Source organism: Devosia aurantiaca (assembly GCF_011058215.1).
GTDB classification, from domain to species: domain Bacteria; phylum Pseudomonadota; class Alphaproteobacteria; order Rhizobiales; family Devosiaceae; genus Devosia; species Devosia aurantiaca.
Genome location: NZ_JAALFG010000002.1, coordinates 307,262 through 333,966 on the forward strand (window position 1 = coordinate 307,262; position 26,705 = coordinate 333,966).

The 26,705-nt window shown below is 61.5% G+C and carries 25 protein-coding genes, 4 tRNA genes and 4 pseudogenes; 9 read left to right on the plus strand and 24 right to left on the minus strand.

What is annotated here, in order from left to right; genetic code table 11:
- Window positions 1-207 precede the first annotated feature (207 nt).
- The 6 genes from rplL to secE form a co-directional block, all read right to left on the minus strand.
- Complete coding sequence (rplL, locus tag G5575_RS09030) at window positions 208-585, minus strand: 50S ribosomal protein L7/L12 (protein ID WP_164534040.1); 378 nt, start codon at window positions 583-585, stop codon at window positions 208-210.
- A gap of 57 nt (window positions 586-642) precedes the next feature.
- On the minus strand, window positions 643-1,164 hold the full coding sequence (gene rplJ / locus G5575_RS09035) for a 50S ribosomal protein L10 (RefSeq protein WP_164534041.1): 522 nt from the start codon (window positions 1,162-1,164) through the stop codon (window positions 643-645).
- 298 nt (window positions 1,165-1,462) lie between these two features.
- Window positions 1,463-2,149 (minus strand): 50S ribosomal protein L1, encoded by a 687-nt coding sequence (gene rplA / locus G5575_RS09040; RefSeq protein WP_164534042.1) that lies wholly within the window; start codon window positions 2,147-2,149, stop codon window positions 1,463-1,465.
- A gap of 3 nt (window positions 2,150-2,152) precedes the next feature.
- Window positions 2,153-2,581, minus strand: a complete 429-nt coding sequence (rplK, locus tag G5575_RS09045; protein WP_164534043.1) for a 50S ribosomal protein L11 — start codon at window positions 2,579-2,581, stop codon at window positions 2,153-2,155.
- Window positions 2,582-2,739: 158 nt separating this feature from the next.
- A complete protein-coding gene (gene nusG, locus G5575_RS09050) occupies window positions 2,740-3,270 on the minus strand; it encodes a transcription termination/antitermination protein NusG (protein ID WP_164534044.1) in 531 nt (176 codons plus the stop codon).
- Between the two features lie 40 nt (window positions 3,271-3,310).
- On the minus strand, window positions 3,311-3,505 hold the full coding sequence (gene secE / locus G5575_RS09055; protein ID WP_164534045.1) for a preprotein translocase subunit SecE: 195 nt from the start codon (window positions 3,503-3,505) through the stop codon (window positions 3,311-3,313).
- Between the two features lie 256 nt (window positions 3,506-3,761).
- Here secE and G5575_RS09060 point away from each other — a divergent pair, with 256 nt between their 5' ends.
- The gene (locus G5575_RS09060) at window positions 3,762-4,028 is read left to right on the plus strand and encodes a hypothetical protein (protein ID WP_164534046.1); all 267 of its coding nucleotides are present in this window, start codon (window positions 3,762-3,764) and stop codon (window positions 4,026-4,028) included.
- 26 nt (window positions 4,029-4,054) lie between these two features.
- Here G5575_RS09060 and G5575_RS09065 read toward each other — a convergent pair whose 3' ends face one another.
- Together G5575_RS09065 and G5575_RS09070 are read right to left on the minus strand one after the other, a co-directional pair.
- On the minus strand, window positions 4,055-4,249 hold the full coding sequence (locus tag G5575_RS09065; RefSeq protein ID WP_164534047.1) for a hypothetical protein: 195 nt from the start codon (window positions 4,247-4,249) through the stop codon (window positions 4,055-4,057).
- Between the two features lie 78 nt (window positions 4,250-4,327).
- Window positions 4,328-4,537, minus strand: coding sequence for a DUF2188 domain-containing protein (locus G5575_RS09070; protein WP_164534048.1), 210 nt, complete (start codon window positions 4,535-4,537; stop codon window positions 4,328-4,330).
- Window positions 4,538-4,785: 248 nt separating this feature from the next.
- Here G5575_RS09070 and G5575_RS09075 point away from each other — a divergent pair, with 248 nt between their 5' ends.
- Window positions 4,786-5,031, plus strand: a complete 246-nt coding sequence (locus G5575_RS09075; RefSeq protein ID WP_164534049.1) for a PilZ domain-containing protein — start codon at window positions 4,786-4,788, stop codon at window positions 5,029-5,031.
- 67 nt (window positions 5,032-5,098) lie between these two features.
- A tRNA-Trp gene (locus tag G5575_RS09080) sits at window positions 5,099-5,174 on the plus strand.
- A gap of 165 nt (window positions 5,175-5,339) precedes the next feature.
- Here G5575_RS09080 and G5575_RS09085 read toward each other — a convergent pair.
- Window positions 5,340-5,413 (minus strand) — tRNA-Gly (locus G5575_RS09085).
- Window positions 5,414-5,612: 199 nt separating this feature from the next.
- Between G5575_RS09085 and G5575_RS09090 the strand changes: the two genes are divergently transcribed.
- Window positions 5,613-5,697 (plus strand) — tRNA-Tyr (locus G5575_RS09090).
- Window positions 5,698-5,807: 110 nt separating this feature from the next.
- Here the strand turns inward: G5575_RS09090 and G5575_RS09095 are convergent.
- The 7 genes and pseudogenes from G5575_RS09095 to G5575_RS09130 form a co-directional block, all read right to left on the minus strand.
- Window positions 5,808-6,800, minus strand: a complete 993-nt coding sequence (locus tag G5575_RS09095; protein ID WP_164534050.1) for an omptin family outer membrane protease — start codon at window positions 6,798-6,800, stop codon at window positions 5,808-5,810.
- 153 nt (window positions 6,801-6,953) lie between these two features.
- Window positions 6,954-8,654, minus strand: coding sequence for a cellulose synthase (locus G5575_RS09100; RefSeq protein WP_164534051.1), 1,701 nt, complete (start codon window positions 8,652-8,654; stop codon window positions 6,954-6,956).
- 459 nt (window positions 8,655-9,113) lie between these two features.
- Entirely contained in the window at window positions 9,114-10,154 is a 1,041-nt protein-coding gene (locus tag G5575_RS09105) for a glycosyl hydrolase family 8 (protein WP_207633079.1), read from the minus strand.
- Complete coding sequence (locus tag G5575_RS09110; protein ID WP_164534053.1) at window positions 10,151-12,400, minus strand: cellulose biosynthesis cyclic di-GMP-binding regulatory protein BcsB; 2,250 nt, start codon at window positions 12,398-12,400, stop codon at window positions 10,151-10,153. The genes G5575_RS09105 and G5575_RS09110 overlap by 4 nt, the downstream gene beginning before the upstream one ends.
- Window positions 12,393-14,564 carry a UDP-forming cellulose synthase catalytic subunit gene (gene bcsA / locus G5575_RS09115; RefSeq protein ID WP_164534729.1) on the minus strand — a complete coding sequence of 724 codons (2,172 nt, stop codon included), beginning with the start codon at window positions 14,562-14,564 and terminating at the stop codon, window positions 12,393-12,395. The genes G5575_RS09110 and bcsA overlap by 8 nt, the downstream gene beginning before the upstream one ends.
- Window positions 14,565-14,573: 9 nt before the next feature.
- Window positions 14,574-15,532: pseudogene (bcsN, locus tag G5575_RS09120) on the minus strand (cellulose biosynthesis protein BcsN).
- A 136-nt stretch (window positions 15,533-15,668) separates the two neighbouring features.
- On the minus strand, window positions 15,669-15,974 hold the full coding sequence (locus tag G5575_RS09130; RefSeq protein WP_164534056.1) for a hypothetical protein: 306 nt from the start codon (window positions 15,972-15,974) through the stop codon (window positions 15,669-15,671).
- 136 nt (window positions 15,975-16,110) lie between these two features.
- Here G5575_RS09130 and rlmB point away from each other — a divergent pair, with 136 nt between their 5' ends.
- The 3 genes from rlmB to G5575_RS09145 are packed head-to-tail and all read left to right on the plus strand — an operon-like array spanning window position 16,111 to window position 18,499.
- Window positions 16,111-16,866, plus strand: a complete 756-nt coding sequence (gene rlmB / locus G5575_RS09135) for a 23S rRNA (guanosine(2251)-2'-O)-methyltransferase RlmB (RefSeq protein WP_164534057.1) — start codon at window positions 16,111-16,113, stop codon at window positions 16,864-16,866.
- Window positions 16,863-17,252: a hypothetical protein gene (locus G5575_RS09140; protein WP_164534058.1), complete on the plus strand. Its 390-nt coding sequence runs from the start codon at window positions 16,863-16,865 to the stop codon at window positions 17,250-17,252. The genes rlmB and G5575_RS09140 overlap by 4 nt, the downstream gene beginning before the upstream one ends.
- Entirely contained in the window at window positions 17,249-18,499 is a 1,251-nt protein-coding gene (locus G5575_RS09145) for an FAD-binding protein (protein WP_164534059.1), read from the plus strand. The genes G5575_RS09140 and G5575_RS09145 overlap by 4 nt, the downstream gene beginning before the upstream one ends.
- Window position 18,500: 1 nt before the next feature.
- Here G5575_RS09145 and G5575_RS09150 read toward each other — a convergent pair whose 3' ends face one another.
- Window positions 18,501-18,923, minus strand: a complete 423-nt coding sequence (locus G5575_RS09150; protein ID WP_164534060.1) for a VOC family protein — start codon at window positions 18,921-18,923, stop codon at window positions 18,501-18,503.
- A gap of 74 nt (window positions 18,924-18,997) precedes the next feature.
- On the opposite strand from G5575_RS09150, the pseudogene G5575_RS09155 reads away from it, so the two are divergent.
- A pseudogene (locus G5575_RS09155) lies at window positions 18,998-19,716 on the plus strand (helix-turn-helix transcriptional regulator).
- Here G5575_RS09155 and G5575_RS20275 read toward each other — a convergent pair.
- From G5575_RS20275 to cysD, 7 genes and pseudogenes are all read right to left on the minus strand, one after another.
- Window positions 19,682-19,981, minus strand: a complete 300-nt coding sequence (locus G5575_RS20275) for a polysaccharide deacetylase family protein (RefSeq protein ID WP_235935898.1) — start codon at window positions 19,979-19,981, stop codon at window positions 19,682-19,684. The pseudogene G5575_RS09155 and the gene G5575_RS20275 overlap by 35 nt on opposite strands.
- Window positions 19,982-20,001: 20 nt before the next feature.
- A pseudogene (locus tag G5575_RS22170) lies at window positions 20,002-20,448 on the minus strand (polysaccharide deacetylase family protein); the annotation flags it as partial.
- A gap of 182 nt (window positions 20,449-20,630) precedes the next feature.
- Window positions 20,631-21,101: a YaiI/YqxD family protein gene (locus tag G5575_RS09165; RefSeq protein WP_164534062.1), complete on the minus strand. Its 471-nt coding sequence runs from the start codon at window positions 21,099-21,101 to the stop codon at window positions 20,631-20,633.
- 130 nt (window positions 21,102-21,231) lie between these two features.
- Window positions 21,232-22,359 (minus strand): S-(hydroxymethyl)glutathione dehydrogenase/class III alcohol dehydrogenase, encoded by a 1,128-nt coding sequence (locus G5575_RS09170; RefSeq protein ID WP_164534063.1) that lies wholly within the window; start codon window positions 22,357-22,359, stop codon window positions 21,232-21,234.
- Window positions 22,360-22,417: 58 nt separating this feature from the next.
- Window positions 22,418-23,194, minus strand: coding sequence for a DUF1345 domain-containing protein (locus G5575_RS09175; protein WP_164534064.1), 777 nt, complete (start codon window positions 23,192-23,194; stop codon window positions 22,418-22,420).
- Between the two features lie 42 nt (window positions 23,195-23,236).
- A pseudogene (gene cysN / locus G5575_RS09180) lies at window positions 23,237-25,122 on the minus strand (sulfate adenylyltransferase subunit CysN).
- Complete coding sequence (gene cysD, locus G5575_RS09185) at window positions 25,122-26,030, minus strand: sulfate adenylyltransferase subunit CysD (RefSeq protein ID WP_328765946.1); 909 nt, start codon at window positions 26,028-26,030, stop codon at window positions 25,122-25,124. Before cysD ends, cysN begins: the two are co-directional and overlap by 1 nt.
- Window positions 26,031-26,294: 264 nt before the next feature.
- Between cysD and G5575_RS09190 the strand changes: the two genes are divergently transcribed.
- Window positions 26,295-26,370: transfer RNA gene (locus G5575_RS09190), tRNA-Thr, on the plus strand.
- Window positions 26,371-26,705: the final 335 nt, after the last annotated feature.

The window sequence follows — 26,705 nt, forward strand, 5'->3', positions numbered from 1 at the left end:
GAAAAGCGACTAAATCCCCGCTCGCAGGCAAGCCCACGGCGAGGTCATCAGAGGCTTCAAGCTGCCTGCGACATCCAAAATCGTCATATATTTCCGCAAATTGTCGCCTAACCCATCCAATCGGTCCGGCGAATCGTCCCGCAAGAAACGGGAAAGCGAGATGGCACATAAAGCGCCATCTCGCCTAAATCAAGGCAGAACCTGAAATTACTTGAGGTCGACCTTGGCGCCGGCAGCTTCAAGCTTCTTCTTGATGTCTTCGGCTTCAGCCTTCGACGCGCCTTCCTTGACGGCCTTCGGAGCGCCTTCAACCAGAGCCTTGGCTTCGCCGAGACCCAGGCCGGTGATGGCACGGACTTCCTTGATGACGTTGATCTTGTTGTCGCCGAAGGAGGCGAGGATCACGTCGAATTCGGTCTTTTCTTCAGCGGCCGGAGCGGCAGCACCACCGCCGGCGGCGGGGGCGGCTGCAACCGGAGCGGCGGCGGAAACGCCCCACTTTTCTTCCAGCATCTTGGACAGCTCGGAAGCTTCCAGGACGGTCAGGGCAGACAGGTCGTCAACGAGTTTGGCGAGATCAGCCATTTGATAAATCTCTCTTTTAAGATGTTCAGTTCAAACCGGTCCCGAAGGACCAGGAGGTTACGCTGCTTCGTTGCTCTTTTCCGCATGAGCGGCCAGAACACGCGCGATACCGCCAGCCGGAGCGACGATGACGGACGCGATACGCGTTGCGGGCTGCTTGAGCATCCCGGCGAGCGTGGCGCGCAGTTCATCGAGCGAGGGCATGGTCGACAGGGCCTTGACGCTGTTGGCGTCGAGTGCGGTCTTGCCCATGACGCCGCCGAGAACGACATACTTGGCGTTCTTGTCGGCAAACTTCTGCGCCAGCTTGGGCGCAGTCATGGGGTCTTCCGCATAGGCGATGACGATCGGACCGGTAAACAGGTCCGAGATGTCCGCGTGATCGGTGTCTTTCAGAGCAAGCTTGGCAAGACGGTTCTTAGCGATCTTGACGTGACCACCGGCGCCCTTCACCTCACGGCGAAGCGACTCCAGGTTTGCCACGGTCAGACCGGTATTTTGCGCAAGGACGATCGATCCAGCGCCCGCAAGGGCAGTCTGAAGCGATGCGACAAGCTCACGCTTTTCCGCTCTTTCCACTGCTAGTCTCCACATTGAGCCCGGCATAGTCGAACCGGGCCATTGCCAATTGCTGCCCCCTGCCCTTGCGGGAAGGGAAACAACGGTTAGTGCCTGCCAACCGAGTGCCCCTGGGGGCAACTGGCTTAGGTTCGAACCGAAACACCTCGAGCCATTCGGCTCGGAATGCCTGGGTCTTCACCCCGTCTATTGCTGGCTCCGGATGGAATTAACGGCTTGGGGCCGACCGGCAGTCTGGGACAGGACTTAACGTCACCCGAAGGTGACGAGACCGGACGGCGAACCGCCCGGAATTCTTTTAGAGAGCCGTACCGGGCTCGACATGCACGCCTGGGCCCATGGTGGAGCTGACCGAAACGCGCTTGACATAGGTGCCCTTGGCACCAGCCGGCTTGGACTTCACGACGGCGTCGGTGAAGGCCTTGATGTTCTGCAGCAGAGCGTCTTCGGTGAAAGACACCTTGCCGACACCGGCATGGATGATACCGGCCTTTTCGACGCGGTATTCAACAGCGCCGCCCTTGGCAGCGCCGACAGCGCCCTTAACGTCCATGGTCACGGTGCCGACCTTGGGGTTCGGCATCAGGTTGCGCGGCCCGAGGATCTTACCGAGACGGCCGACCAGCGGCATCATGTCCGGGGTAGCGATGCAGCGATCAAAATCGAGCTTGCCGCCCTGGATGGTTTCCAGCAGGTCTTCCGCACCGACGATGTCAGCGCCGGCAGCGCGGGCTTCGTCAGCCTTGGCGCCACGGGCGAACACGGCGACGCGAACGGTCTTGCCGGTGCCGTTGGGCAGGGACACGACGCCGCGGACCATCTGGTCGGCGTGACGCGGGTCGACGCCGAGGTTCATCGCGATTTCGACGGTTTCGTCGAACTTGGCGGAGGCGCGGGCCTTGACCATCTTCACGGCATCTTCGAGGCCGTAGAGCTTGTTGCGGTCGATGCCTTCGCGGGCCTTAACAGTCTTCTTGCCAGCCATCTATCAACCCTCGACCTGGATGCCCATGGAACGGGCGGAGCCTGCAATCATCGAAATCGCGGCATCGATGTTGTCGGCGTTAAGATCAACCATCTTCTTTTCGGCGATTTCGCGCAGCTGTGCCTGCGTGATCGTGCCAGCCGAATCCTTGCCCGGAAGCTTGGAGCCGGACTTGAGGTTGACGGCCTTCTTGATGAAGTAGGTGACGGGCGGCTGCTTCATCACGAAGGTGAAGCTCTTGTCCGCATAAGCCGTGATCACGACCGGGATGGGAGCACCCTTTTCGATTTCCTGCGTGGCCGCGTTGAAGGCCTTGCAGAATTCCATGATGTTGAGACCGCGCTGACCGAGAGCCGGGCCGATCGGGGGAGACGGGGTAGCCGAACCTGCAGCAACCTGCAGCTTGACGTAGCCGGTAACTTTCTTTGCCATTTTCTATCCTCTGTTTGCCCCGGAGGGCAGTTGAGCCGTGGTTCGGTTTCCTGGCGCTTGGCAAAGCACCATCCCCTTCCACGGTTTTCCCGCGGATCGCTCCGCGGTTCCGGCTTGCGCCGGAAGTCTTCAGTGGTCGTGCTTACGCAACGACTGGATCAGACCTTTTCGACCTGACCGTATTCGAGCTCCACCGGAGTGGGGCGACCGAAAATCGAGACCTCGACCTTAAGGCGCGAGCGTTCCTCGTCCACCTCTTCGACGACGCCGTTGAAGCTGGCGAAGGGACCATCCGACACGCGGACGTTCTCGCCGACTTCGAAGCTGACGGAAGGCTTGGGATGATCCACGCCTTCCTGCACCTGCTGCAGGATCGACATGGCCTCGCGCTCCGAGATCGGCATCGGCTTGTTGTCCGCACCGAGGAAACCGGTAACCTTGGGCGTGTTCTTGATCAGATGGAACGCCTCGTCGGTCATGTCCATCTTCACCAGCACATAGCCCGGGAAGAACTTGCGCTCGGCATCGACCTTGCGGCCGCGGCGGATCTCGACGACCTTTTCGGTCGGCACGATCACGTCTTCAAACAGGTGTTCGAGCTTCTTCTGCGCAACCTTCTGGCGGATGTCTTCCGCCACCTTGCGCTCGAAGTTCGAGTAAGCCTGAACGATGTACCAGCGCTTGGCCATGGACGGGTCGCCGCTCCCAAAATCTAGATAAATGAACCGACTAGCGGATCGAGAGCATCAAGCTCACGAGAAACGAAATGACCTGATCGGCGATCAGGAAGAACAGGCTGGCCAGAAGAACGAGAACCAGAACCATGATGGTGGAAATCACCACTTCGTTCCGGCCCGGCCAGGTGACCTTACTGACTTCCGTGCGAACCTGCTGAAGAAACTGGACTGGGTTCGTGCGGGCCATGGGCAAATCTACTCGAGTATCTTGGTGCAAAACCAAAGGCCGCGCAGCTGCCCGCACGGCTAGAGACCGGCTATCTAGAGGCTTTGGATCGATATTGCAACAGCCACTCAAAAAGGAATCAACCGGACGCTCCAAATCGAAAGCGTAAAAAATTCGTTAAGCATAGGTTCCGACGCGGCGGATTTCTCTTGCGCGAAACATTGTGTTCGGCTTTGGATGAAATGTGCCCAAAACGTGGCAAGCTCTGGAGGGGGCGATGTCGTTCGAGGTCATTGGTTGCCAATTGCTGCATTTCGGCCCGCACCAGGCCATTGCTAATCGCATAACCGGCGCCGTGCGCGTCCGCATCCGTGAATATCTGCTCGGCAACGTCACCGAGTATTCCCTGGACCTCAAGGTCAAGGCGGACTGTGGTCAGGTCCCGCATGAACAGGTGCGGACCGCCCTGCTCTCTCATGCCGCCCACCAGCTCAACAAACTAAAAAGCCGCCACATCGACAAATTGCCGGTGGCGGCCGAATAGTCCGACCAGTAATCGCAACGTTGCGGTTAGTTCAGCGTTGCTGGCGGCACCGTCGCGCCCAGAGCGCTAACGCAATAGCTGCTGGAGGCAGTGCGCTCAGCCAGACCGAGATTGCACAACTGCTCGCCCAGTTCGTCAGGCAGTGTCGATGGCCCGTTTGAGCAGAGCATCATCAAAGCCTGGCGCTGCGAAGCGGTGAGATTAGTCCAATGCAGGTTCATGATGGTTCCTCCGTAGTCTCCGCCAATGCGCTCAGCCTCGACCGGGTTCCGCTTCGTTAAAAATGTTAACGCTTGCGCTCAGGAGCCTTCCGGTCGCCAGACGGTTTCGGTGCGCATGTCAGCATCCTGCACCACCACTTCGATATTGGGGTCGTTCTGCTCGCGGGCGTCCGCGATCGCCGACTCGATCGCCTCTTCGCGTGTCTTGAACGGCGCGGTGACGCTGCCGCGATAGCTGTACTGCCAAGACGAGTCTCTTAGATAAACGATGAAATGGCGCTCGCTCATCTTCTTCCTCCATGCTCGCCAGTAACGCTGAAACTGCCTTGCCGTTGCTTGCGGTGCCCCAGGGTAAGCCCCACCTGTGAAGGAACCGGGGGCCCAGCTGCCCGTTTTACCGCTGCAGCACTGCCTAGCTGCGACCTTCCAGAGTTGGTCCCCGGCCCATGCACTCCCGCTGGGGACTGACTACAGAACTTAAAATGCCAGCCAAAGCGTTAGCGTCTTGTTCGGGCGACTCGCGCGACGGGAAAAGAATGAACGACGACCGCCGACAAGCCATCCGCACCCCCACCGATCTCCACGCTGTCGTTGTTTCCAACGACGGTCTCGATCGCGTGCCGGCCCGGCTGGTTGATCAATCGATCGGCGGCGTGCGTATTCGGCTAGAAAGCGACGTCAGGATCGGTAGCGGCGGCTATCTGCTGTTCGGCAATCGCATGGAGCCATTTCGCGTCGTTTGGCAGGCAAGCCAGTCACTGGGCCTTGCCTTCACCGGTTAAGGTTTGAAAACGCCGCAACCGCCTCTTGCGTCCTTTGGCCTTTACGATTAGACACGGCCTCGCCTGAAGGGGTTTAGCTCAGTTGGTAGAGCATCGGTCTCCAAAACCGAGGGTCGTGGGTTCGAGTCCCCCAGCCCCTGCCAGGCACTCGGTCGTAGAGCGTTGCTCCGGCCAACTTTCATAAAATTCGTCCCCCAGTCCTCGCCCAACGACGTTTCATCCGCGCTCTACGCTTAGAGCCGTTGGTCGGGATCGATTGACTGCCACATCGAGGCGCGAGCAATCAGGCCATTATTTTTGGGAAGATTTGGAGCGGGTAGCGGGAATCGAACCCGCGTATTCAGCTTGGAAGGCTGCTGCTCTACCATTGAGCTATACCCGCCCATCGGGGCGAAACCGTTCCAGTCGCTTAGCGCGATCCATGCGCCACTGGCAAGAGCAGCCGGCATCAAGGACGAGAAAAGAAAGGCTTCGGCACTTTCTTTTGGGCATGTGAATCTTGGGTGTTGACACCTTTGCGACAGCCCACCATAAACCGCCCCGACGAACGCAAAAGCATTCGCTTCCTGCCTCAAAAATGTGGAGGGGTGGGAGAGTGGTTAAATCCATCAGACTGTAAATCTGACGCCTCAGGCTACACTGGTTCGAATCCAGTCCCCTCCACCACCCCCGCCTTAGCGGCTTCGAAATCCTCAGGAAAATCAGTGCAAAATGGCCGACCTCTCAGCGGTCAGCTATTCAAGATCTATGGGTTGAACTGAGCGCCAGCTCGCAACTTAGAACTTGGCGCGTAAGCCTGCGGTCAGATCCAACTGGGTGAAGGAAGCAGCCGCGCTATTGGTGCTGAACAGCGTTACCCCGCTGACCGTATCGAAAATTGCGGTGTCGCCACGCTGCTCGAATATGTGCTTCGCGCGGCCAGCCAGTGTGAGTTCAGCATTGGGTGCGAACGCGTATCCAGCATCGAGTCCCAGCTCTACGGCGGGCTGAACGTAGATGTTGTCCGTGAATCGAAGGTCACGCATCCAGTGGTCATCTGTAGTCACTGTGCCCACGACAAGCCCGCCACGCATCAGTCCGCCGACGCGGAGCTTACCGTAATATTGCTCGCCGTCGAAGCCGAGGAAGAATTCCGGCAATTGCTGGCGGTATGAAATAGCGGGCTCGCCGGGCGGGAAGGTGCCCGCCAGATCACGAAAACCGGGGCCGGAGCTGTAGACGTACGAGCCCCCGAACGCGTCCCACTTCACATCCGTATACCGGAACCCACCATGCATCCGCACTACGGCGTCGCTGACATGCGCCAGTTCGTAGCCGATCGTCGCCGCGCCAGTCAGAAAGTGCGCCAGGTTGGTATCGGGATGTTCAGACCGGTGCGTCCAGTTCTCGGGAGTATCGTCGCCTGCCAGCCAGTCGTAGTCGACCATGTGCGAAACGCCTTCGAGCGCCACCCCGCCTTCTGCCGCGACGCTCAGGCCGTAACCTAGGTCCACCGACAGGCTGCCCCGGAGGGTGGGAGCGGCACTCTGCCAGGTCAATTTACTGACCCGGTAGTCGCCAAAATAAACGAACTCATCAGCCTGAAGGTAGGTAGCGCCCAGGCTCGCACGGAGCCGAACAGTGCCATCGGCTGATGTAGCCAACTCATCCATGATTTGGATTTGAGTTGAGGACTTTGCCCAAGGATCGGGGTAACCCCAATCAGCCGCTGATGCAGAAGCGGCAGCAAGGGTAAAGGCGGCAAGCCCCAGAGGCAGTCGAGCAACCATCAGTAACTCCATCGTACTGATACGTACCCTGCCACGGTCAAAGTTAAGGGTGAGTTCACCATACTTGTTTAGACGCGGATGTTGCCAACACTCAGCATAGATAAAGGATAATGATCCAAGCACTGTCGACAGTGCTGCCGATGGCGGCGACTGTTAGTTGTTCGAAGCCTGGAGGGCCGCGTTAGCCGCCTGCAAGCCTGCGACGGCATCGCCATAACCGGTATCGGCAACCGCCTGGAAGATGCGCTTTGAGTCGCCAAAGCGGCGCAGGTGGTAGTAGCTCCAGGCGCGCAAGGTAAGAAGGTCGTTCCGCTCAGCCGCATAGACGGCACGGCGGTCGAGAAGATCGAGGGCGCGACGATAGTCGCCGATATCGTAGGCACTGGTTGCTTGCTGCGTCAGGATCGCCGTTTCGAGCTCGATGGCACGCCGATCGTTCAGTGGCGCAGAAGCCGCTGCCACAGCCGCTTCGTCCGGCAGGCCGAGCCGAATATAGGCCAGCGATTGCCCATAAGCGGCATCGCTGCGCGTCGCTTCCGAGCCTGAATGCAGCGCCCTTCCGAAGTGATCGATGGCCTGAGCCGGGCGATTGAGGTCCATGAGGCACCAGGCATGGTTGAGCGCGCCACCGGGAGAAAGGCTCATCGCCGGCACATAGCTGGCGCAACTAGCCGCCCGTGACGATGAAGCCTGTGCCGGAGCGGCCCGTGCTGGTTGCGCGACGGGAGCCGCTACTTCCCTGACTTCGACCACCTGTCGCGTCTGGCGAACCGCTTCCTGTGGGCGAACCGGGCGCGGCTCCGGCAGCGGCGGGGATGCGGCGGTAACAGTGGTCGTTGAGGTGACCTGAGCGGTCCGGCCGAACTCGGCGATACGCGTCGACCGACCAGCCCATTGCGTGCGGATCGTTTCAACGGTCGTCGCGTCGCCCAAGGCATTGGATGCCACCATCATGCCATAGGCCGCCGGCTCGAGATCCGCCTGCCAATCGAGCGCCAGGCCGAACCACTCGACCGCCGTTTGCGGCTGATCGAAATTATACGCGTACCAGCCCAGCTCCTGGGCAGCATTGGCATCGCGCGCACCCATAACGGTGTCGACGATACGGCCGAGCGTTTCTTCGGGGATCACCACCCGCGGTTGAGTAGCAAGATATGCTGCCGCGGCATCGAGATAGAGCGCCGTCAGCTCTTCGCTGTCGTCGCGATAGTCCGCCAAGGTCGCTTCAGCCGTCTTGCCGTCGCGCAACTGCAAAAGTGCCACGCCGAGCGCCTGGGCCGACTCTGCAGACGGGTCGGCTTCGAGCGCACGCTCAAACAGGCGCCGGGCCTCGTTTGTTCTATTGCGCTCCAGCTGGTAGTAACCGAGGAGCCGCAGATCCTCGCCCGACCCACTGCGCTCGGCCTCGGCTTCGAACAGTGCCACATCTTCGGCTGGCGGTGGCGTGCCGCCCTCCTCCAGCCCGGCAGCGACAGAGCGGCGAGCGAGATCGAGCCGCAGGACGGCAAATTCCGCTACGCCAGCCGCATCGGTCTTTTCCAGCGCAAAAAGCGGATCTAGTGCGTCGCGATCCAGCAGGTCGATCGCCTTCTGCATCGTCGCGTAGCGCTCGGCCGTGTCCGTGCAATTGGTCAGGACGTAGCTATAGGTATCGACGGCACGAGTGGCGTTGTCCTTGAGCGCAAAGGCTTCGGCCAGGCGCCACAGGAAATCGACATTGTTGCAGGTGAGAAGCTCGGGCGCATTTGCCGCGATCGAGATCACCGTGTCATAGGCTTTCGCGTCCGAGGCATTGCGCAGCCGCTCGCCAGCCTCGCCCAAGGTCAGGCTGCGCAGCAGGTCTTCGGACGGCACGAAGGATGGATCGGCCTGCTGCTTTTCGGCAATGGCTGCCCGAGCACCGGCAAAGTCGCCCTTGTTGAACAGCTCCCAGATGGCGAGATGCTTTGATCGGGCACGAAGTCATCGGCGAGAGGATCAGCCGGTGGCTGCCAGTCGGGATAGAGTGCGCGTAGGCGTGCAATTTCCTGCTGCAGCCGTTCCGTATCCCCTGCTGGGCGAAATAGCGCAGAGCCGTCTCGTCCACGACCGGCGACGCAGCGGTGGTTGGAGCCGTGGTAGACGGCCCCGGCTGCAACGGTTGGACCGCAGGCGTATCGAGCGTCGTTTGCACAGGTGCAGTGGCAGCCGGTGCCTGGGCCACAAGCGATGGCTGTGGCGTATCGAACATCGACGGCGCAGCCCCAGCGCCTGCGACCCAGTAAACGCCGAAGCCAGTGGCCAAAAGCAGTACGATAACAGGAAGCGCGCGCATCAGCCGGTGCCTCCCACGCAGTCCGCATGGCTGCGGCGCAGATGGTCGAGCAACAACAGCTGCAACGTCGCAGCATAATAGGACGTTGGCGACATCGTGCGCAGGTCTTCCGGCACGGCATTCCCCGTAGCAATGCATTCCATTGCTGCCTGGATCAGGCGATAGCCAGGCTCGCCAATGGGCTCGATCCGCGCTCCGGAGCGCACATTGATCTTGTAGAGCCCCGCCGCATCCGCATTGCGGCGATAGGGCCCGAGATAGGCCGGATCGATATCGGCGCGCATCATATAGAACGGGATGCGAATATTGTTGTAGCCGAATTCCGGCTCGAAATTCGGGGCCGGCTCCATTCCACCGGCGTCGAGCACCAGCCAGTCAGGCGGGATGCCCGCCTTGGACACGGCCGCACGGCGCGCGATTTCGAGACCGGTCTGATAGACGCCGTCCCAGTCGATTTCCGGATCGATCTGAGCAAATACGGGCAGAGCCTCGAAAATCCAATAGGATAGATTGAGCACGGGCCCCTGCCCATCTCCCTCAAAGCCCAGCGCTCCCGGCAGGATAGCGGTAAGCCCATCCGCCTGCACCAGCATGCTCCGCCCGACGGTGCGAACCATCGTTGTCGCCTGCTCGGTATAGCTGCTGTCGGTCCATAGCGCACCCGCCTGGTAAAGCGCATAGGCGATCAGCATGTCGCCATCGGTCGCATTATTCGTATCGGGTACATGCGGCTGGCTGTCCGGCTCCCAGCGCCAGGCCGCCAATCCATCGTCGCGCAGCATCAGCTCGGTGCGGGTGAAGCTCAAAATGCGCTCGAAAGACGGACGATCCTCGGCCAGCACGGCAAGCCAAAGGCCATAGCCCTGCCCCTCGCTATGGCTGATGCCGCCATTGGCGACGTCGACGACCCGGCCTGTGCCCTCGACAAAGGCATCGCGATAGGCCTGCCATTCACTGGCGTTGATCACCGATTGCGCAAAGGTCGGCATGATGGACAATCCTGCCAAAAGCACAGCCGCGAGGGAAACACGCGCCATCATGAGCGGCGTCCGAGCTGGGTAAGGACAAACGAGCTTGCAAGCATGAGGAGAACGGCACCGGCGGCAATTGCAGCGGCAAAGTAGAGGATATTGCCTGAGAACCAGTTAGCGGCGATCAGCCGAAGGTTGAGCAGTGAAAACGGCTGCGTTTCCACCAGCGTCATGTTGTTGGCCTGCACCACCGTCACCCCCTGGTCGGTGGGTGCAATGGCGCTGATGCGGCCCGCAATGCTGCGCCAGTTCTCGGTGATGACCAGGCGCCCGGCGCCCTCGCGCATCGCCTGCGCGTCAGCACCTGTCAAAACGGTCCAGATGCCGCCTTCCGGCCGCCGAACCTGCGACATGACCACCGCGCCAGGAGCTGCCGAATAAAGCGTGTCAGCCACAGGAAGGATGCGCAGATCATCCGGCTCGAGGCCGACGCGCTCGGCCAGCCAGTTGACCGGCCCCGACCAGATCGGCGGCGGTGCTTCGGTGGCAAATTGATCCAACACCGTGTCTCCCGCAGGCGCGACAGCCGCGGCAGCCGGAGCAACGCCGGATGCGGAGAGCACCGGCGGGCTCATCTCGCCGAGCGGCATCACCACCAAGGCATTGCGCTCCGGCGAAAGCTCGTTAGGCGACACGACATCCACCGGCAGCACCCGACCTGAGGCTGCGGCAACGCGGGACAGCATCAGCATGGCGCTGACCAAGCTGTCGGTTCCGTTGCCAACCACGATCGGCGAGGGTTGCGTGCCCGTATAAGGCCATCCCGACCCGGCCGTCACCAGAAGGTCGGGCATGGCTGCGGCGCGCGCATAGTCCGGAAAGCGCAACTGGCTGGTGCTCGAAAGCACGAAGCGGTTCGGCGCTTGGCCGGTCCAGCCGGGGCTGCAGACGCTGTCGCTTTGCGCCTGAAGGTTGACCGAGACCGCGACCTCGTTGCGGCCTGGACGAAGATTAGTCATCGGAATGCGAATGACCGTGTCGCGCAAAAGCCCGCCATCGGTCCGCAACAGCGGCGTGGCCGAGGCAATCTTGCCATTGGTGTAGATATCGATCTCGCTGCCCGGCAGCACGTCGCTCGAATAGGCGGCGTCGAGCACCAGTTCGAGCTCGCCATAACGGTAGGCGTAAAAATCGTAGGGCAGCTCGAATTGCAGCTGGCTGTAATACCGGCGGCCGTTGAACTCCATGGTCTCAACGCCGAGATCGGCAATGCTCACCGACTGCCCGCCCAACATCATCGGGTGCGGTGTCGGCAGGTCGATGCGCGGCGCTTGTGGCGTCAGCGGGGCGCTTGCCAAGAGCGCGTCGCCCGCCCGCCGGACGGCAGCCCAGTCGGGGCCCGATACCAGCAGCACATTGGCGCCATTTGCCGTCGGAACTAGCGCCGCCAGGGGACCGGCCGAAGCCTGCGCCTGCGCCGAAGCAAACTGGGCCGGCAGGGCACTCGCCGGCATCATGACCACGTCCAGAACACCGGGGTCGTAAGCGCTGCTCAAGGCCGTCGTGGTTTCGATCTGAAGCTCGGCGACCCGAAGCGCCAGGGCAAGCTGCTGTGCCAATTGCAGCCCCGCAGTGGCGGCCTGCGGATCGTTGGCTGCGCCCTGCAAAAGGCGCACCCTGGTATTGCCCTCCTGATCGACGCCCACAGCGGCAAGGTCGGCAAGCCGGGTAACGCGACCGGACGCTGGCGCATCGAACACCAGGCGCGCCGAGCCTTCCTCCAGTTCCGTCCAGAGCTCGTATGTGGACCCCACCGAGCAGTCGGTGCGGTGGCGCTGGGTGGCGCGGAAATCGACGATATTGGCCCCGGCGCGCAGCAGCCCTGCGGGCAACGCGACCGAAATAGGCGACGGCGAAGCGGACGAGGCGATGGGTTGCCGTGCAATCTCGGTGCCATTGATGCGAACGGCCAAGGCCGAGACTTCCGGCGCGACTACCAAGGCATTGAGATAGGAGAACTCGAGCCTTGCAGCCGCCCCGGCCTGCTCTTCGGTCAGGTAGACCACGACCGCACGGCTCGCCTCTTCGCCTTCGAGCCGCATCTGCTGATCGGGCAAAACGAAGCGCGTAAAGGTGGGAGCCACGACCGGCGCCGGCGCCACAGCAGCCGGCTGCGGAGTGGGCGTCGGCGCAACCGGCACCGGAATGACCAGATCGCTTTCCGGCGACATGTCGAACGGCAGTGGTGTCTGCGCCATGGCCGGCAGCGAAGCGGTAGCCAAGAGGGATGCGATGGATAGAAAGCGCCTATTCATTGGACTGCGCCTTTGCCGCGCCGAAGCGCAGGAAATATCCAAGACCGCGCCCCGTCTGGTAGAGGGCGATGCCAAGGAAGCGGAGCGTGCCCCGGATGATGCCGATATTGACCTGGCGCGACCGCTGCCGCTGCTGCCAGTTGGATGAGTTGGCATAAAGAAGGTCGGCGATAAGGCGATAATCCTGTCCCTTTTCGGTCATGTAGCGGCAGCCGAGCACGCTGCCCTTGCCCTCGGTTGAGGTGGACTGGATGTAGACCGACAGCTCGTTATGACCGCGGGTGTCCGACAGCGGCGAAAACCGCACCTTTGCCGGCATGCTTCGCGTCAGGCCCACGGTGGAACCGACGCGAATGCCAATGCCGCCGCTCGAAACATTAGTAATCAGGCCCTTCTGCCAGGTGCCGTCTGCGCCTTGCACTTCGCAACGACGCTCGACATTGACGCGGCGGCTGGCGCGAATTTCGCGCCGCTCCGACACAACGCCCAGCGCGCAACCGGCCAGGATCAGGTTGAAGATATTCCAGCCGCCCACCACCATGGTAACTTCGGCCTGGTAGGGCTCGGCGCCGATCTTGAAGACGGTCATCAGCACCGCAACGATCAGCAGCAGGAAGATGAGATAAAACGGCCGCGATAGCTCCGATAGGCGAGAGACGTCGACGTTCTCGTCCTTGGCCGTCACCTTGAAGGTCGGCTTAGTCGGATTGCGCGCCACCGAGACCAGCGCGCCGAAAAGGTGGACCGACTGGATGTATTCGTAGAGCTCGGAAATCCATGGCCAGCGCCAGCGCCCGAACAGCGAATTCTGCATGACCAGGTTCACCACCACATAGGTCAGCGTATAGGCCGCGAACTCGCCCCCGGAAGCTGTGAAGATCTGGAGATCGAAAAACAGGTAGCAGAACGGGGCGAGGAGAAAGATGATGCGCGGCAATGGAAACAGCCAGAACATCACCGAACTCATATAGGCCAGCCGCTGCACGAGCTTGAGGCCGGGCTTGAACAGCGGAAAGCTGAACAGCATGATCTGCATCATGCCCTGCGCCCAGCGAGTACGCTGGCCGATAAAGCTCGAAAATGTCGCCGGCTGCAGCCCCGCTACCAGCGGCTTGTCGACATAGACCGAGTTCCAGCCGCGGCTATGGAGTTCAATCGCCGTTTCGCAATCCTCGGTAATCGACCGCCCGGCAAAGCCACCGGTGACCTGCAACGCCTCGCGCCGCAACAAAGCCGCCGAACCGCAGAAGAAGGCGGCATTCCAGCGATCCAGGCCCCGCTGGATGACGCCATAAAACATCTCGTTTTCCGAAGGCATCACCTCGAAGGTGCGCAGGTTCCGCTCTAGCGGATCGGGGTTGAGAAAGAAGTGCGGCGTCTGCACCAGGAAGAGCTTGGGGTCCTCGCCCATATAGGGCACCGTTTCCTGAAGGAAATCGCGCGCCGGGGCATGATCGGCGTCGAACACGGCGACGAATTCGCCGGTAGAATTGGCCAGCCCGTTGTTGAGATTGCCAGCCTTGGCATGCTCGTTGAGCGCGCGGGTCAGGTAGCGGCAGTCAAGCTCGGCGCAAAGCTGCTGCAGTTGCTCGTAGCGCTCTTGTGCCACCGCCGCGGTCTCGGGGTCAGAGTGGTTGCGCTTGGCCTCGGTGCCGCCATCGTCCAGAAGCCAGACGGTGAAGCGGTCTTCCGGATAGTCCATCGCCTTGGCCGCGGCCAGAGTGCCGGCGAGAAGGTCGTAATCCTCGTTATAGGTCGGGATATAGACGTCGACGAAGGGCACCGGCTGGTCTTTTGCCAGCCGCTTCGATGGCCGTGGCGGAATGGGATTGATGACCACAAAGAGGCTGAGAAACAGCATCACGATGCAGTACATTTCGGCCAGATAGAGGATAAAGCCGAAGGTGAAATCGACCCACTGGTCGAGCGGCGGCAGGGTGCTCGTGGTGCGCCAATAAGCATAGCGCAAAACGATGATCGTGCCGAAGGTCAGCAACAGCAGCCGCCAATTGCCTTCGAGCCGCAGCGTCTTGATCACCGTCATCGCCAAAAGCAGCATGACCGCCATGACCAGATGTACCTGGACGCTCACTGGGATGGTGATCAGCAGGAAGATCGCCACGGAAATGACGAGCCAGGCGAGAATGGTCAGGACCTTATTGATTGTGGCCTCCTAATTCGCGCTGCTCGGCGGAGCCGGGACGATGACGGACGATGTTGCGGGCGGCCGCGGCACAATGGGACCGCTCGGCGTCGTCGAGGATGAGCCGCTAGCCGGAGGCGGGGGAACAATCGGCGCGCCAGCCGCTGGTGTCGGAACGACCACTGCCGGTGTCGTTGTCACCGCAGGCGTGGCCACAGCGCGGACCGTCGCTGCGCGCGGTCGGGCGGCAGGAGCGGCGACCGGTGCCGCCGTCGGGATGACCTCGGCAAAGCCTCCCGCCCCGACCGGACGGATCGGCGCATTGATGGCGCCGATCGCCAGCGGCGCGCGTCCGGGCGGGAAGAGGCTGGCGTCGAGCCGTAGCTTGTACATCACCTCGACCAGCTGCTGTTCGCTGGCGCCCTGCTGGCAAAGCTGCAGGCGAATGGTGACGGCGCCGCGGTCGATTGCCCCGGATGGCTTCAATGCCGGCGCAATCCGCTGCCAGGCATAGATGCAGGTGTCGCCATTGCCCGGCTTGCCGATGGCATAGCCGAATGGACCATAGGCATTCTGGACAAAGAACGGCGACACGGCCATGCCCGTGTTGGGCCAAGCGGCCAGCGCCTCCTCGGTGAGGTTGACCTGGGTAAAGGGAATGTCCCGTAGCCCGGATTCACTGCCATCGCTGCCCTTGCCCGCAAACGAGATGACCGACATCTTGTTTTCGCCGGCCGTGCGGGCATTGGTGGCAGAAAAATGTCCTGGCGCACGGCGTTGGTGAAAGTCGTCGAGACGACGCTGACGATAGCCGGACCACCCGGTGGCGGGATGATCACCGCACTCGAGGCGCGCACGAGCTGCGGTTCGCTCGGGGGCAATTCCTTGGTCGAGGCACAGCCAGCCAGCACTGCGGCAACGGCGATCGCCGCAGCAGTTTTCGCCACGCGACTTTGCTTCCAAGAATCACTCAGCTTTCGACCGTGCATACGAGACCGACCCCGGATATTGGCCTACTCTCTACAACCGGCCTTCTGCCTTTATTGGCGGCTTCAGAATACTTTAAGGCAAGTTAACCGAAACCTAATCGCCCTGGCATTTTGCAAACCACATTGCTCAGGGTGACTACCTAGGCTGTTGACCATCCACAAAATTCACGCGGCTGCATCGGTCCTGCCGTGAGGGCAGGCCTGTTCCCCTGCCCGCGCGCTGCATAACAACGATCATGTTATGATAAGCGACGATGAGCCTGCCGATCTCCTTGGCCCGCGAAGGATGCTCGCGACCGAGATCGATCAGAAACCGCGCCTCCGTCGAAAGCAGCGCTGCGACCTCATTCGGATTTTCGGTGATGCGAGACATCCAGCGCCACGCGCGCAGCCTCAGCACCGACTTCCGCAACCTTGCGTCGAGATCGTCTATCTCGTCCACCAGAGCCCCCTCTTTACTCCCGGGAGTGCAACGGCGTTTGGATGACCCAGTTTCGGGCAGGTTGAAGGCGTGGTTTGCAGAGAGTAAAGGCGCGGGACTGCTTGCGGATCGAAGCGGTTAGCGCTACCGCTCGGCCATGAGCTTCAACAAGTTTCCGCCCAAGCCAAAATACGATCCCGATACCGGTCCGGTATACCTTTATGGCATCCACACGGTGCGTGCCGCGCTAGACAATCGCGGCCGCATCAAGAAGGCCCTGCTAGCAACGCCAAACGCCCTGAACCGGCTTAAAGAACTGGGCGAAATCGGCAACGTCAAAGTTACCGAAACGACGCCCAAGGAGCTCGATCGCCTGCTCGGGGGCGAAGCCGTGCACCAAGGCGTGGCGCTCGAGGTCGATCCGGTGAGCCGCTTTGGCCTCGACGATATCGAAAATCCCAAGCTCGTCGTCGTGCTCGACCAGCTGACCGATCCGCACAATGTCGGCGCAATCCTGCGCACTGCATGCGCCTTCGGCGCTGATGCGGTGATCACCACGGCCCGCCATTCGCCCCGCGAAACCGGCGTCATGGCAAAGGCCGCCTCGGGCGCGCTCGACCTCGTGCCGATGATCGAAGTGCGCAATCTCGGCGACGCGCTGGAAAAGCTCAAGGCGCGCGGCATGACCGTCCTCGGCTTTGATTCCGAAGCCGAAACCACCCTCCGCCCGCGCACCGACTCGACCCCCATGGCCGTCGTCATGGGCGCCGAAGGCAAGGGCCTGCGCCAGCGCACCCGCGAACTCTGCGACGAGATGGTCAGGCTCGACATGCCCGGCCCGATCAAGTCTCTCAATGTTTCCAACGCCGCTGCCATCGCGCTCTTCGCGGCAACAGCCGGGCGCCAGTCATGAGCACGTTCGAGCCCTTCGCCATGGCCCTCCGCCTGTCCGGCGTCACCCTGCCTCAGGCCGAACTCGACATTGCGCTGAAGCAACTCAGCATTCGCTACGAGCCCGAAGACGCCGACAACAGCTTTTATGCCCAGATCGACGTCTCCGCCGATAACCCGGTCCGCGCCATCCTCGAAATCGCCGACCGCTCCGGCGCGACCATTGCCGCCATGCTGGCCGATCGTCGCATCGGCCGCGCCGTGCTCGACATTGCTTTCGATTACCCGGCCGAAGGCGAATCCATGTCGGCGCGCCTCCCCGCCCATGCCGCCGCCGCGATCGCGCAGTACGGCATCGACCTCGAATTTTCCGTTTATCTTACCGATGTCGAGGACGACGAGGAATGAGCGAGCCGCTGCGCAATTGGGCCGGCAACATCACCTTCACTCCGGCTAGGATCGCACGGCCGCGCAGCGTGGCTGAGTTGCAGGACATCGTCCGCGGCGCCACCAAGATCCGCGTCCTCGGCTCTGGCCACTCCTTCAACCGCATCGCCGATACTGACGACACTCTCGTCTCGCTAACGAACCTCGAGCGCGTCATCCGCATCGACCGCGCGGCGCACACCGTCACCGTCGATGGCGGCGCCACCTATGCCGACATCGCTGCGGCTCTGCACGAAGCCGGATATGCGCTGGGCAACGTCGCCTCCCTGCCCCACATCACCGTGGTCGGTGCGGTCTGCACGGCGACGCATGGCTCGGGCGATGCCAACCAGAACCTTGCCGCCTCCGTGATCGCGCTGAAGCTCGTCACGGCCTCGGGCGAGATCGTGTCCTACCGCCGCGGCGATGACGACTTCGACGGCGTTGTCGTCAGCCTCGGTGCCCTCGGCGTCGTTTCGGAAATCACGCTCGAGCTGATCCCCACCTTCGACATCCGCCAGAACGTTTATCTCGACCTGCCCGTCGCCGCGATCGAAACCCATTTCGACGCGCTGATGTCGCGCGCCTATAGCGTCAGCCTCTTTACCCGCTGGCAGGGCGAAATTATCGACCAGGTCTGGGTTAAGGCGCTGGGCTCAGGCGACGAACCATCGGCGGAGCTTCTCGGTGCCCGCGCTGCTGATCGGGCTTTCCACCCCATCCCCGATTTCGACGGCAGCACCAGCACTGTGCAGCTGGGCGTCGTCGGCCCCTGGTATCAGCGCCTTTTTCACTTTCCTATCGAGCAGAAAGCCTCGGCCGGCGCCGAGATCCAGTCCGAATGCTTCGTCGCCCGCGAGGACGCAAAGGCTGCCTTTAAGGCCCTCCACGCGGCGCAGGACCAGTTTTCCGGCGCCCTCTTCATCTCCGAAGTCCGTTCCGTTGCAGCCGACCAGTTCTGGCTCAGCACGGCCTATGGTCAGGACACGATCGGCTTTCACTTCACCTGGAAGCCGGAATGGGAAGCCACCATTGCCGCCGTCAAGGCAGTCGAACAGGCCCTTGCCCCATTCCGTCCGCGCCCGCATTGGGCCAAGGTCTTCACCATCGAAGCTGATGCAATCCGCGCGCTTTATCCCAGGCACGCAGACTTCGTGGCTCTGGCGAACCGGCTCGATCCGGACGGCAAGTTCCGCAATCCGATGATCGAGCAGGTCCTCTTCCGCTAGCTCAGCCGGCGTAGGCCACCTCGACGTCGAGCACCCAGGTCACCCCGAACCGGTCCTTGACCATGCCGTAGAGCGGCGACCAGCCGGCCGGACCGATCGGCTCGACAACCGTCGAACCCTCGACCAGCTTGTCCCAGTAGCCCTGGATTTCAGCGGCATCCTGGCCGCGCACCGAAACAAAGAACGGGATCGTGCCCGGCGACCAGTCCCGCTCCGGCTGCACGTCATAGGCCATGACGTGGAAGCCGGCGTCGGACAACACCTGCCCCCAGGTGATCAACTCGTTTTCGGCCGGGCTCTTCGCGCGCTGCGCCTGCTCATAGGTGAATAGGCTGACTTCGCCGCCGAAGACGGACCGGTAATAGCTCAAAGCCTCGCGAGCCTGGCCGCGAAAGTTGAGGTGCGTGGTGGTGGTGATGGCCATGTGGGATGCTCCTGTTGGCGCCGGTGATGCATCTGGTATAAACCTCCCCAACTGCCAGTTTCCGACAGTTGGACATGTCCCGCTCCGATCGCCTGTTCCGCCTGCTGCAAGCCATGCGCATGATGGCTCCACCCATCACCGCGTCGCGCCTTGCCGCGGAGATGGATGTCTCCTTGCGTTCGCTGTATCGCGACATCGAGAGCCTGCGCGCGGCCGGCGCCCGCATCGAAGGCGAACGCGGCTATGGCTATCGGCTTGTTGAAGACTATGCGCTGCCGCCGCAAACCTTCGATCGCACCGAGATCGAGGCCATCGCACTGGGCCTTGCCGAAGTCAGCCATATGGGCGATCCGGCACTCGCCAAGGCCGCTGCTTCCGTTCTGGCAAAGGTAGCGGCTACGTTACCGGACGGTCGAGAGCAGCAGCTGTTTCATGCCATTTCCCAAGTCTACCGGCCCGATGCCCGCTACACCGAAATCGGCAATGTCGAAGCGGTTCGCGAGGCGTGCTGGAAGAGCAGGCGCTCGACATCCACTATGAGGACAAGGGCGGCGCTTGGAGCGAACGCCGCATCCTGCCGCTCGCCATCGTCTACACCGACCGCGTCCTGACCGCCCTGGCCTGGTGTTGCCTCCGCAACGACTTCCGCATGTTCCACCTGGCGCGGATCAGTGCTCTCTCCAGCACCGGCGAAAGCTTTCGCCCACGTCGGGCTACGCTGCTGCGCGACTATCTGGCGCGTCTTGGCGAAGAAGCCGCTACCGCCCCTCGAGCACGTCCGCCTGCGCCGTGATCACGTCGCGGTCGAATAGACCCAAGTTCTTGGGCGCGAGCCGGACGACCGAATAGCCACGCGCCTCAAGCTCGGCCAAAAAGCCCGGCAACATGTCGACCGTGCGCTGATGAATGTCGTGGAAGAGGATGATGCCGCTGCCACGGGCATCGAGCCGATCCAGCGTTCGCGCCGCCACGGTCTCGGGGCTGTCTTTGTAATAGTCCTTGCTGTCGATATCGACATCGAGGACCACGATATTGCCGGTGAGAAGGTTGGTGCGCAAAAGCCGGTCTGCGACAGGTAGGGGAAGCGGAAAAAGGGCGAGAGCGCCTGCCCGGCGCCACCCAAAGCGTCGGCCACGGCCTGTTCGCCGCGTGCAATCTCGTTCAGCGCTTCCTGGCGGCTGACGGTGTTGAGATCGATATGATCATAGGTATGGCTGCCGACCGTATGGCCGCGCTCCGCGACCTCGCGAGCAAGCTTCGGATTGGCCTTGGCGGCCGAGCCCAGCATCAGGAAGGTTGCCTTGACGCCGTACTCTTCCAACGTGTCGAGGATGGCCGGCGTCTTGCCAGCGCGCGGCCCGTCATCGAAGGTCAGGATCACCTCGCGAGGGCGAAGGATGATCTCGGACGTGGAGGCCACCGCCAGTGTACGCCCGGCCGAGGCGCCGGTGGAAGGTATGTGACGGGGCATGGCCGACATATTTGCGTCAAGCCGCAGCTCAGCACCGCTGTCGTGATAGGACATGAGACTGGGAGACGCCGTGTCCGTTGGACTTACAGGCCTCGAGCAGCCGGTCACCGTTGCCGCCAAAACGCCGGCAAGAAGAAGCGTACGCAACAACCGCACAACAGCACCCGAAACACATCAACAACTGTGCTCGACTATTTACGGTTGTGGTTAATATTCCGCTCCCGATCGGTTAAGAACTACTTACCCGCTGCGGCGATAGCCTTTCGACCGAGAGTGTCGAGAGCGGCAAGGAAGGCCGAGCGGTCGGCAGGTCGATAGCCTGAATTAAAGCCGCTGATCTCGCCGGTTTCGCGCAGGTGTTGCTTGAGGTCACGCATCGCCAAGGCCATTCCGATCGAGGCCGGCGTAAACGGCTTGCCGGTGAAACCCAGCACATGGCAGCCCTTGTCGATTGCCCGGCTCGCCAGCGGAATGTCGGCGGTTAGAACTATGTCGTTGGGCTGCGCCTCATCAACGATCCAGTCGTCCGCAGCATCAGCACCCGCCGGCACCACCACAACCTTGACCATCGGATCGCGCGACGGCCGCACCCCGCCATTGCTGACAAAGACGACAACCAAACCAAGCCGCTCCGCCACCCGCTTGGCTTCGTCCTTCACGGGACAGGCATCGGCATCGACAAAGATGGTGGGACGCATTTCGCTCATTCAATGAATGACCCCCACCCGGCCTCCCCGTTAGTCGGGGGAGGAGCACCGCTGGTGGAGGTCGAAGACCCGAAGCTAACTCGATGCCGCTCCTCCCCCGCCTTACGGGGGAGGCCGGGTGGGGGTCGCCTCAGTAAACCACCACGCTCCGAATGCTCTCGCCCGAATGCATCATGTCAAAACCCTTGTTGATGTCTTCGAGCCGCAGCGTGTGGGTGATCATCGGGTCGATTTCGATCTTGCCATCGAGATACCAGTCCACGATCTTGGGCACATCAGTGCGGCCCTTGGCGCCACCGAAGGCGGTGCCCATCCAGGTCCGACCGGTGACCAGCTGGAACGGGCGGGTCGAGATTTCCTTGCCCGCCCCGGCAACACCGATCACCACCGACTTGCCCCAGCCGCGATGGCTGCATTCAAGCGCCTGACGCATAACCGTGGTGTTACCGGTGCAGTCGAACGTGTAGTCGGCGCCGCCGATCAGGTCGCCCCGCCGTTTGGTCATGTTGACGATATAGGGGACGACGTCACCGTCGATTTCCGTAGGGTTGACGAAATGCGTCATCCCCAACCTTTCGCCCCACTCTTTCTTGGCATTGTTGATGTCGACGCCGATGATCATGTCCGCGCCCGCCAGCCGCAGACCCTGAATGACATTGAGGCCGATGCCACCGAGCCCGAACACGACAGCCGTGGCGCCGATCTCGACCTTGGCCGTGTTGATCACCGCGCCAATGCCCGTGGTGACGCCGCAGCCGACATAGCAGACCTTGTCGAAGGCCGCCGAGGCATCGATCTTGGCCACCGCGATTTCGGGCAGCACGGTGTGGTTCGAAAAGGTCGAGCAGCCCATATAGTGGAAGATCGGCTTGCCTTCGAAGCTGAAGCGCGAGGTGCCGTCCGGCATCAGCCCCTGCCCCTGCGTCGCGCGAATGGCGGTGCAAAGGTTGGTCTTGCCCGACCGGCAGGAATAGCATTCGCGGCATTCAGGCGTGTAGAGCGGGATGACATGATCGCCCTTCTTGAGCGAGGTCACGCCCGGCCCGACATCCACGACCACACCTGCGCCCTCATGGCCGAGAATGGACGGGAACAGACCCTCCGGGTCGGCGCCACTGAGGGTGAAATCATCGGTGTGGCAGATGCCGGTCGCCTTGATTTCGATCAGGACCTCGCCGGCCTTGGGGCCCTCCAGATCCACCTCAACGATTTCGAGCGGCTTGCCAGCGGCAAAAGCGACGGCGGCGCGGGTCTTCATGGGATTCTCCTGGTCGTTTGACCTGTAGATGCCATGGACGCCGCCAATCCCGCAACCGCTAGCCGCCGCCACCCCCAAGGCTGATCAGCACGTTGACCGCTGCTGCAAGGATGATGGTGTTAAAAAGATGCGAGAACACCAGATGCACGGTCACGAGCCGCCGCATCTTGTGCGTCAGGATTTTCGTATCCGATGTCGCGACCGACGTACCCACCGTGTAGGAAAAATAGACGAAGTCGAAGCCGTCCGGGTCGTCGTCGCCCTGGAAGTCGAGGCCACCTGTGACCTCTTCGCCCTCTGGTGCTTCGTCCACCTGATAGTACTCGTAGGCGTAGTGCAACGCGCCCATGGCCTGGACGGTGAACCATCCCAGGATTACGGATGTGACGCTGTCAGCCACCTCGAACGGGTCCGGCGATTGGCCGCCACTGAGCGCCAGAAACAGCGATACCAGCGACGCTACCAGCACCAGCAGCACGATCAGGAAAATGCCGACAAGCGGCGTATCCTCCTCCCTAGCGTGCTTGCGCAGATAGTCTGCCGTCAGATGCGGCATCTTGAGAAAGGTAACGAAGAGGAACCCAATAAAGAGCCCGTTGGCGCCAAGGCTCACCGAATTCTGCGGCGTGATGAAAAACGTCACCGCAAAGGTCACGACACCCAGGATCAAGCCGACGACGAAAGCGGCATGCCGCGGCATCAATCGATCAAGGAGACGGCTCCGCTTGCGCGGCTCTTCCTGCTTTGCGGGATTGGAGGAGCGGCCGTGCGCTTCAGACTTTCGGGACCGGAACATGACGACGCTTTCGAACTGCCGGCCGTGCGCCGGCAGCACATGAACGTTCGGCCAAGCCGTTGGCTCCAATAAGCATTCTGGCTAGAGCTCAAGCCAGTCTTTTAGCTTCGCCGCCAGAGCCGCAGGCTCCGCGTCGGCGCCATGCAGCACCACTTCCGCATCGGTCGGAGCTTCGAACGGCGAGTCGATCCCCGTGAAGTTCTTGATCTCGCCCGCCCGGGCCCGCTTGTAGAGCCCCTTGGGGTCGCGCGCTTCGCAGACTTCGAGCGGTGTGTCGACATAGACTTCGGTAAAGTCGATATCGCCGGCAATCTCGCGCGCCAACCGCCGTTCATTCTCGAAGGGCGAGATGAACGACACGAGTACGATCAGCCCGGCATCGGCCATGAGCTTGGCGACTTCGGCGACGCGACGAATATTCTCGACCCGCGCGGCTTCGGTAAAGCCCAGGTCCTTGTTGAGCCCATGCCGGACATTGTCGCCATCGAGGATATAGGCGTGCCGCCCCTCGGCCGTCAGTCGCTGCTCGAGAATGTTGGCGATCGACGACTTTCCCGAACCCGAAAGCCCGGTGAACCAGACGATACGCGGCGCCTGCCCTTTCATCCGGGCCCGCACATCGCGGTTTACGTCGAAGCTCTGATAGGTCAGGTTCTGCGCCCGGCGCAGGCCGAACTCGATCGTCCCTGCCCCCAGCGTGGCGTTGCTCAGTCGATCGACGAGAATGAACCCGCCCGTCAGCGCATTGGCTGTATAAGGGTCGAAGGCGATCGGCTTGTCGGTCGCGATGGTGACGGTCGCCACCTCATTGAGGTCGACCTTGGTCGCCGCCGTGTGCTCAAGCGTGTTGACGTTGGTCCGGTATTTGAGATCCGTGATCGTCGCCGGCACCGTCTGCGCGCCGATCTTGAGCAGGTACGACCGGCCCGGAAAGGCCGGATCGTCGTTCATCCAGACGAGGCGCGCTTGAAACTGATTGGAATATTCCGGCGTCTCACCCGCATGCGACAGCACATCGCCCCGGGAGACATCCACTTCACGATCCAGCACCAGCGTCACGGCCTGCCCGGCAATCGCCCGCTCAAGCTCACCATCCATGGTGACGATGCTTCTTACGGCCGCCGGCTTGCGCGATGACGCGATAAGCACCTCGTCGCCAACCTTTACGGTCCCAGAAGCCACGGTTCCGGAAAAGCCCCGGAAATCGAGGTTCGGCCGGTTAACCCACTGTACCGGAAAGCGAAACTTTTCCGACGTCCGATCCTCGGCCACGTCGATGCCTTCGAGGTAAGGCACCAAAGCCGTACTGCGATACCAAGGCATCCGTTCGCTGGTCGCAAGAATATTGTCCCCGCGCAGCGCAGAGACAGGAATTGCCTCCAAGGTTTTGAAACCCAGCGGTTCAGCAAAGGCGCGATACTCGGCCACGATGCGGTCGAACACGGACTGATCGTAGTCCACAAGGTCGATCTTGTTGACAACCAGCACCACATGCTTCACCCCGATCAACGACAGGATGAACGAATGCCGCCGCGTCTGCGTCAGCACACCCTTGCGCGCATCGATCAGCACCAGCGCCAATTCGGAATTCGACGCACCGGTCGCCATGTTGCGGGTATATTGCTCATGGCCTGGCGTATCGGCGACGATGAACTTGCGCTTGTCGGTCGAGAAAAACGATAGGCAACATCGATGGTGATGCCCTGTTCGCGCTCGGCCGTCAGGCCATCGACCAGCAGGGAGAAGTCAATGCCTTCATCGCCTACGGTGCGATTGTGCGACTCTTTCTTGAGGCTCGCCAACTGGTCGTCGAGCACCTGCTGGCTGTCATAGAGCAGCCGTCCGATCAGCGTCGACTTGCCGTCATCGACGCTGCCGCAGGTCATGAAGCGCAGCAGCGACTTGTCGGTCTGCTGTGCAAGCCAAAGGTCGAGATCGGTATCGGGCGTAGCCATCGCTGCGCTCATCAGAAATAGCCTTCCTGCTTTTTCTTTTCCATCGAGCCGACGCTGTCGCTGTCGATCAGCCGCCCCTCGCGCTCCGAAGTGCGGGACGCCTGCATTTCCATGATGATCGATGGCAGATCAGCCGCGTCCGAGCGGATCGCGCCGGTCAGTGGATAGCAGCCGAGCGTGCGGAAACGCACCACTTCCTCCCGCGGCGTCTCACCCGGCGCGAGCGGCAGCCGCTCGTCATCCACCATGATCAGCGTACCGGAGCGCTCGACTACCGGCCGCGGCCGGGCGAAATAAAGTGGCGTAATCGGGATTTGCTCGGAGTAAATATAGGTCCAGACATCGAGCTCGGTCCAATTGGAGATCGGGAACACGCGCATGCTTTCGCGCGGATTGAGCCGCGTGTTGAACGTGCGCCAAAGCTCTGGCCGCTGATTTTTCGGGTCCCACGCATGGTTGGCGTTGCGGTGGGAAAAAATGCGCTCCTTGGCCCGCGACTTCTCCTCGTCGCGCCGCGCTCCGCCGATCGCCGCATCATACTTGCCGGCATTGAGTGCCTGCCGCAGCGCCTGCGTCTTCATGATGTCGGTATAGCGCGATGAGCCATGATCGAACGGATTGATGCCATCGCGCACGCCGTCCTGGTTCGTATGCACGATCAACTCGAAACCATAATCCTTGGCCGTCTGATCGCGAAACGCGATCATTTCCTTGAACTTGAAGGTAGTGTCGACATGGAGCAGCGGGAACGGGATCTTGCTCGGAAAAAACGCCTTGCGCGCCAGATGCAGCAGCACGCTCGAATCCTTGCCGATCGAATACATCATCACCGGCCGCTCGAAGCTCGCGGCCACTTCGCGCAAGATTTCGATGCTTTCGGCCTCAAGAGCCTGAAGGTGAGTGAGACGATTGGCGTGCACGGTCCGAGCCTCGCAAAAACTGGCCGTAGGTAGCCCCGCCCACCGGCTTCCGGCAACCCCGAAAGTGCCGGAAACGCTAGAGTTACAAGGGCTTGGGGCAAATTTGTGCGGCGACTTTGCCGCTCTTGCGAAAGCTCTCCAATTGCTGTGCGTTGGAGCCACGCCCTGATGCGTCTCGGCGCCCTACAGCAGAATAAAAGTTCTGGACAACCGCCAGCCCGAAGGTTGCCGCCTGTCACCCAACAATGCTACAGCCCAGCCCATGCCGGTATAGCTCAGTTGGTAGAGCACCTGATTTGTAATCAGGGGGTCGCGGGTTCGAACCCTGCTGCCGGCACCATCGAACCCCTTGCAACGATCAAAAAATTAGCTGCTCACTGGGGATTATTCCGTGTCGCGCGATTTGACGATTTCGTTTCAGTTTACCGCCTTGTTGAACAGTTGGTCTTGTAGGGTCATTTTAAATGATCAACTACCACTGCAGTGAATCACGATTGCAGCCGACTCACTGCGCTCGCCATATATTGCTCTTAATAATTCACACTTTCTAAGGCCGACGTGCCTAACTACTCGGTCAGAGTATGGAGGCGAGACGGATGCAAAAGGCAAGGCCGGCAACGTTTGGCAGGAAAGGGTTGGCCTCACTAAGCGTGGCGCCACCTTCGTCTCAGCAAC

Coding starts and splice junctions, on each gene's coding strand:
- G5575_RS09150 (WP_164534060.1), bottom strand. CDS start 18,923: ATGGCCATCACCACCACCACGCACCTCAACTTTCGCGGCCAGGCTCGC.
- rplK (WP_164534043.1), bottom strand. CDS start 2,581: ATGGCAAAGAAAGTTACCGGCTACGTCAAGCTGCAGGTTGCTGCAGGT.
- G5575_RS09065 (WP_164534047.1), bottom strand. CDS start 4,249: ATGAACCTGCATTGGACTAATCTCACCGCTTCGCAGCGCCAGGCTTTG.
- rplL (WP_164534040.1), bottom strand. CDS start 585: ATGGCTGATCTCGCCAAACTCGTTGACGACCTGTCTGCCCTGACCGTC.
- G5575_RS09140 (WP_164534058.1), top strand. CDS start 16,863: ATGAGCACGTTCGAGCCCTTCGCCATGGCCCTCCGCCTGTCCGGCGTC.
- G5575_RS09145 (WP_164534059.1), top strand. CDS start 17,249: ATGAGCGAGCCGCTGCGCAATTGGGCCGGCAACATCACCTTCACTCCG.
- rlmB (WP_164534057.1), top strand. CDS start 16,111: ATGAGCTTCAACAAGTTTCCGCCCAAGCCAAAATACGATCCCGATACC.
- G5575_RS09110 (WP_164534053.1), bottom strand. CDS start 12,400: ATGAATAGGCGCTTTCTATCCATCGCATCCCTCTTGGCTACCGCTTCG.
- nusG (WP_164534044.1), bottom strand. CDS start 3,270: ATGGCCAAGCGCTGGTACATCGTTCAGGCTTACTCGAACTTCGAGCGC.
- G5575_RS09075 (WP_164534049.1), top strand. CDS start 4,786: ATGAACGACGACCGCCGACAAGCCATCCGCACCCCCACCGATCTCCAC.
- G5575_RS09070 (WP_164534048.1), bottom strand. CDS start 4,537: ATGAGCGAGCGCCATTTCATCGTTTATCTAAGAGACTCGTCTTGGCAG.
- G5575_RS09105 (WP_207633079.1), bottom strand. CDS start 10,154: ATGATGGCGCGTGTTTCCCTCGCGGCTGTGCTTTTGGCAGGATTGTCC.
- secE (WP_164534045.1), bottom strand. CDS start 3,505: ATGGCCCGCACGAACCCAGTCCAGTTTCTTCAGCAGGTTCGCACGGAA.
- rplA (WP_164534042.1), bottom strand. CDS start 2,149: ATGGCTGGCAAGAAGACTGTTAAGGCCCGCGAAGGCATCGACCGCAAC.
- G5575_RS09060 (WP_164534046.1), top strand. CDS start 3,762: ATGTCGTTCGAGGTCATTGGTTGCCAATTGCTGCATTTCGGCCCGCAC.
- G5575_RS09170 (WP_164534063.1), bottom strand. CDS start 22,359: ATGAAGACCCGCGCCGCCGTCGCTTTTGCCGCTGGCAAGCCGCTCGAA.
- G5575_RS09095 (WP_164534050.1), bottom strand. CDS start 6,800: ATGGTTGCTCGACTGCCTCTGGGGCTTGCCGCCTTTACCCTTGCTGCC.
- G5575_RS09165 (WP_164534062.1), bottom strand. CDS start 21,101: ATGAGCGAAATGCGTCCCACCATCTTTGTCGATGCCGATGCCTGTCCC.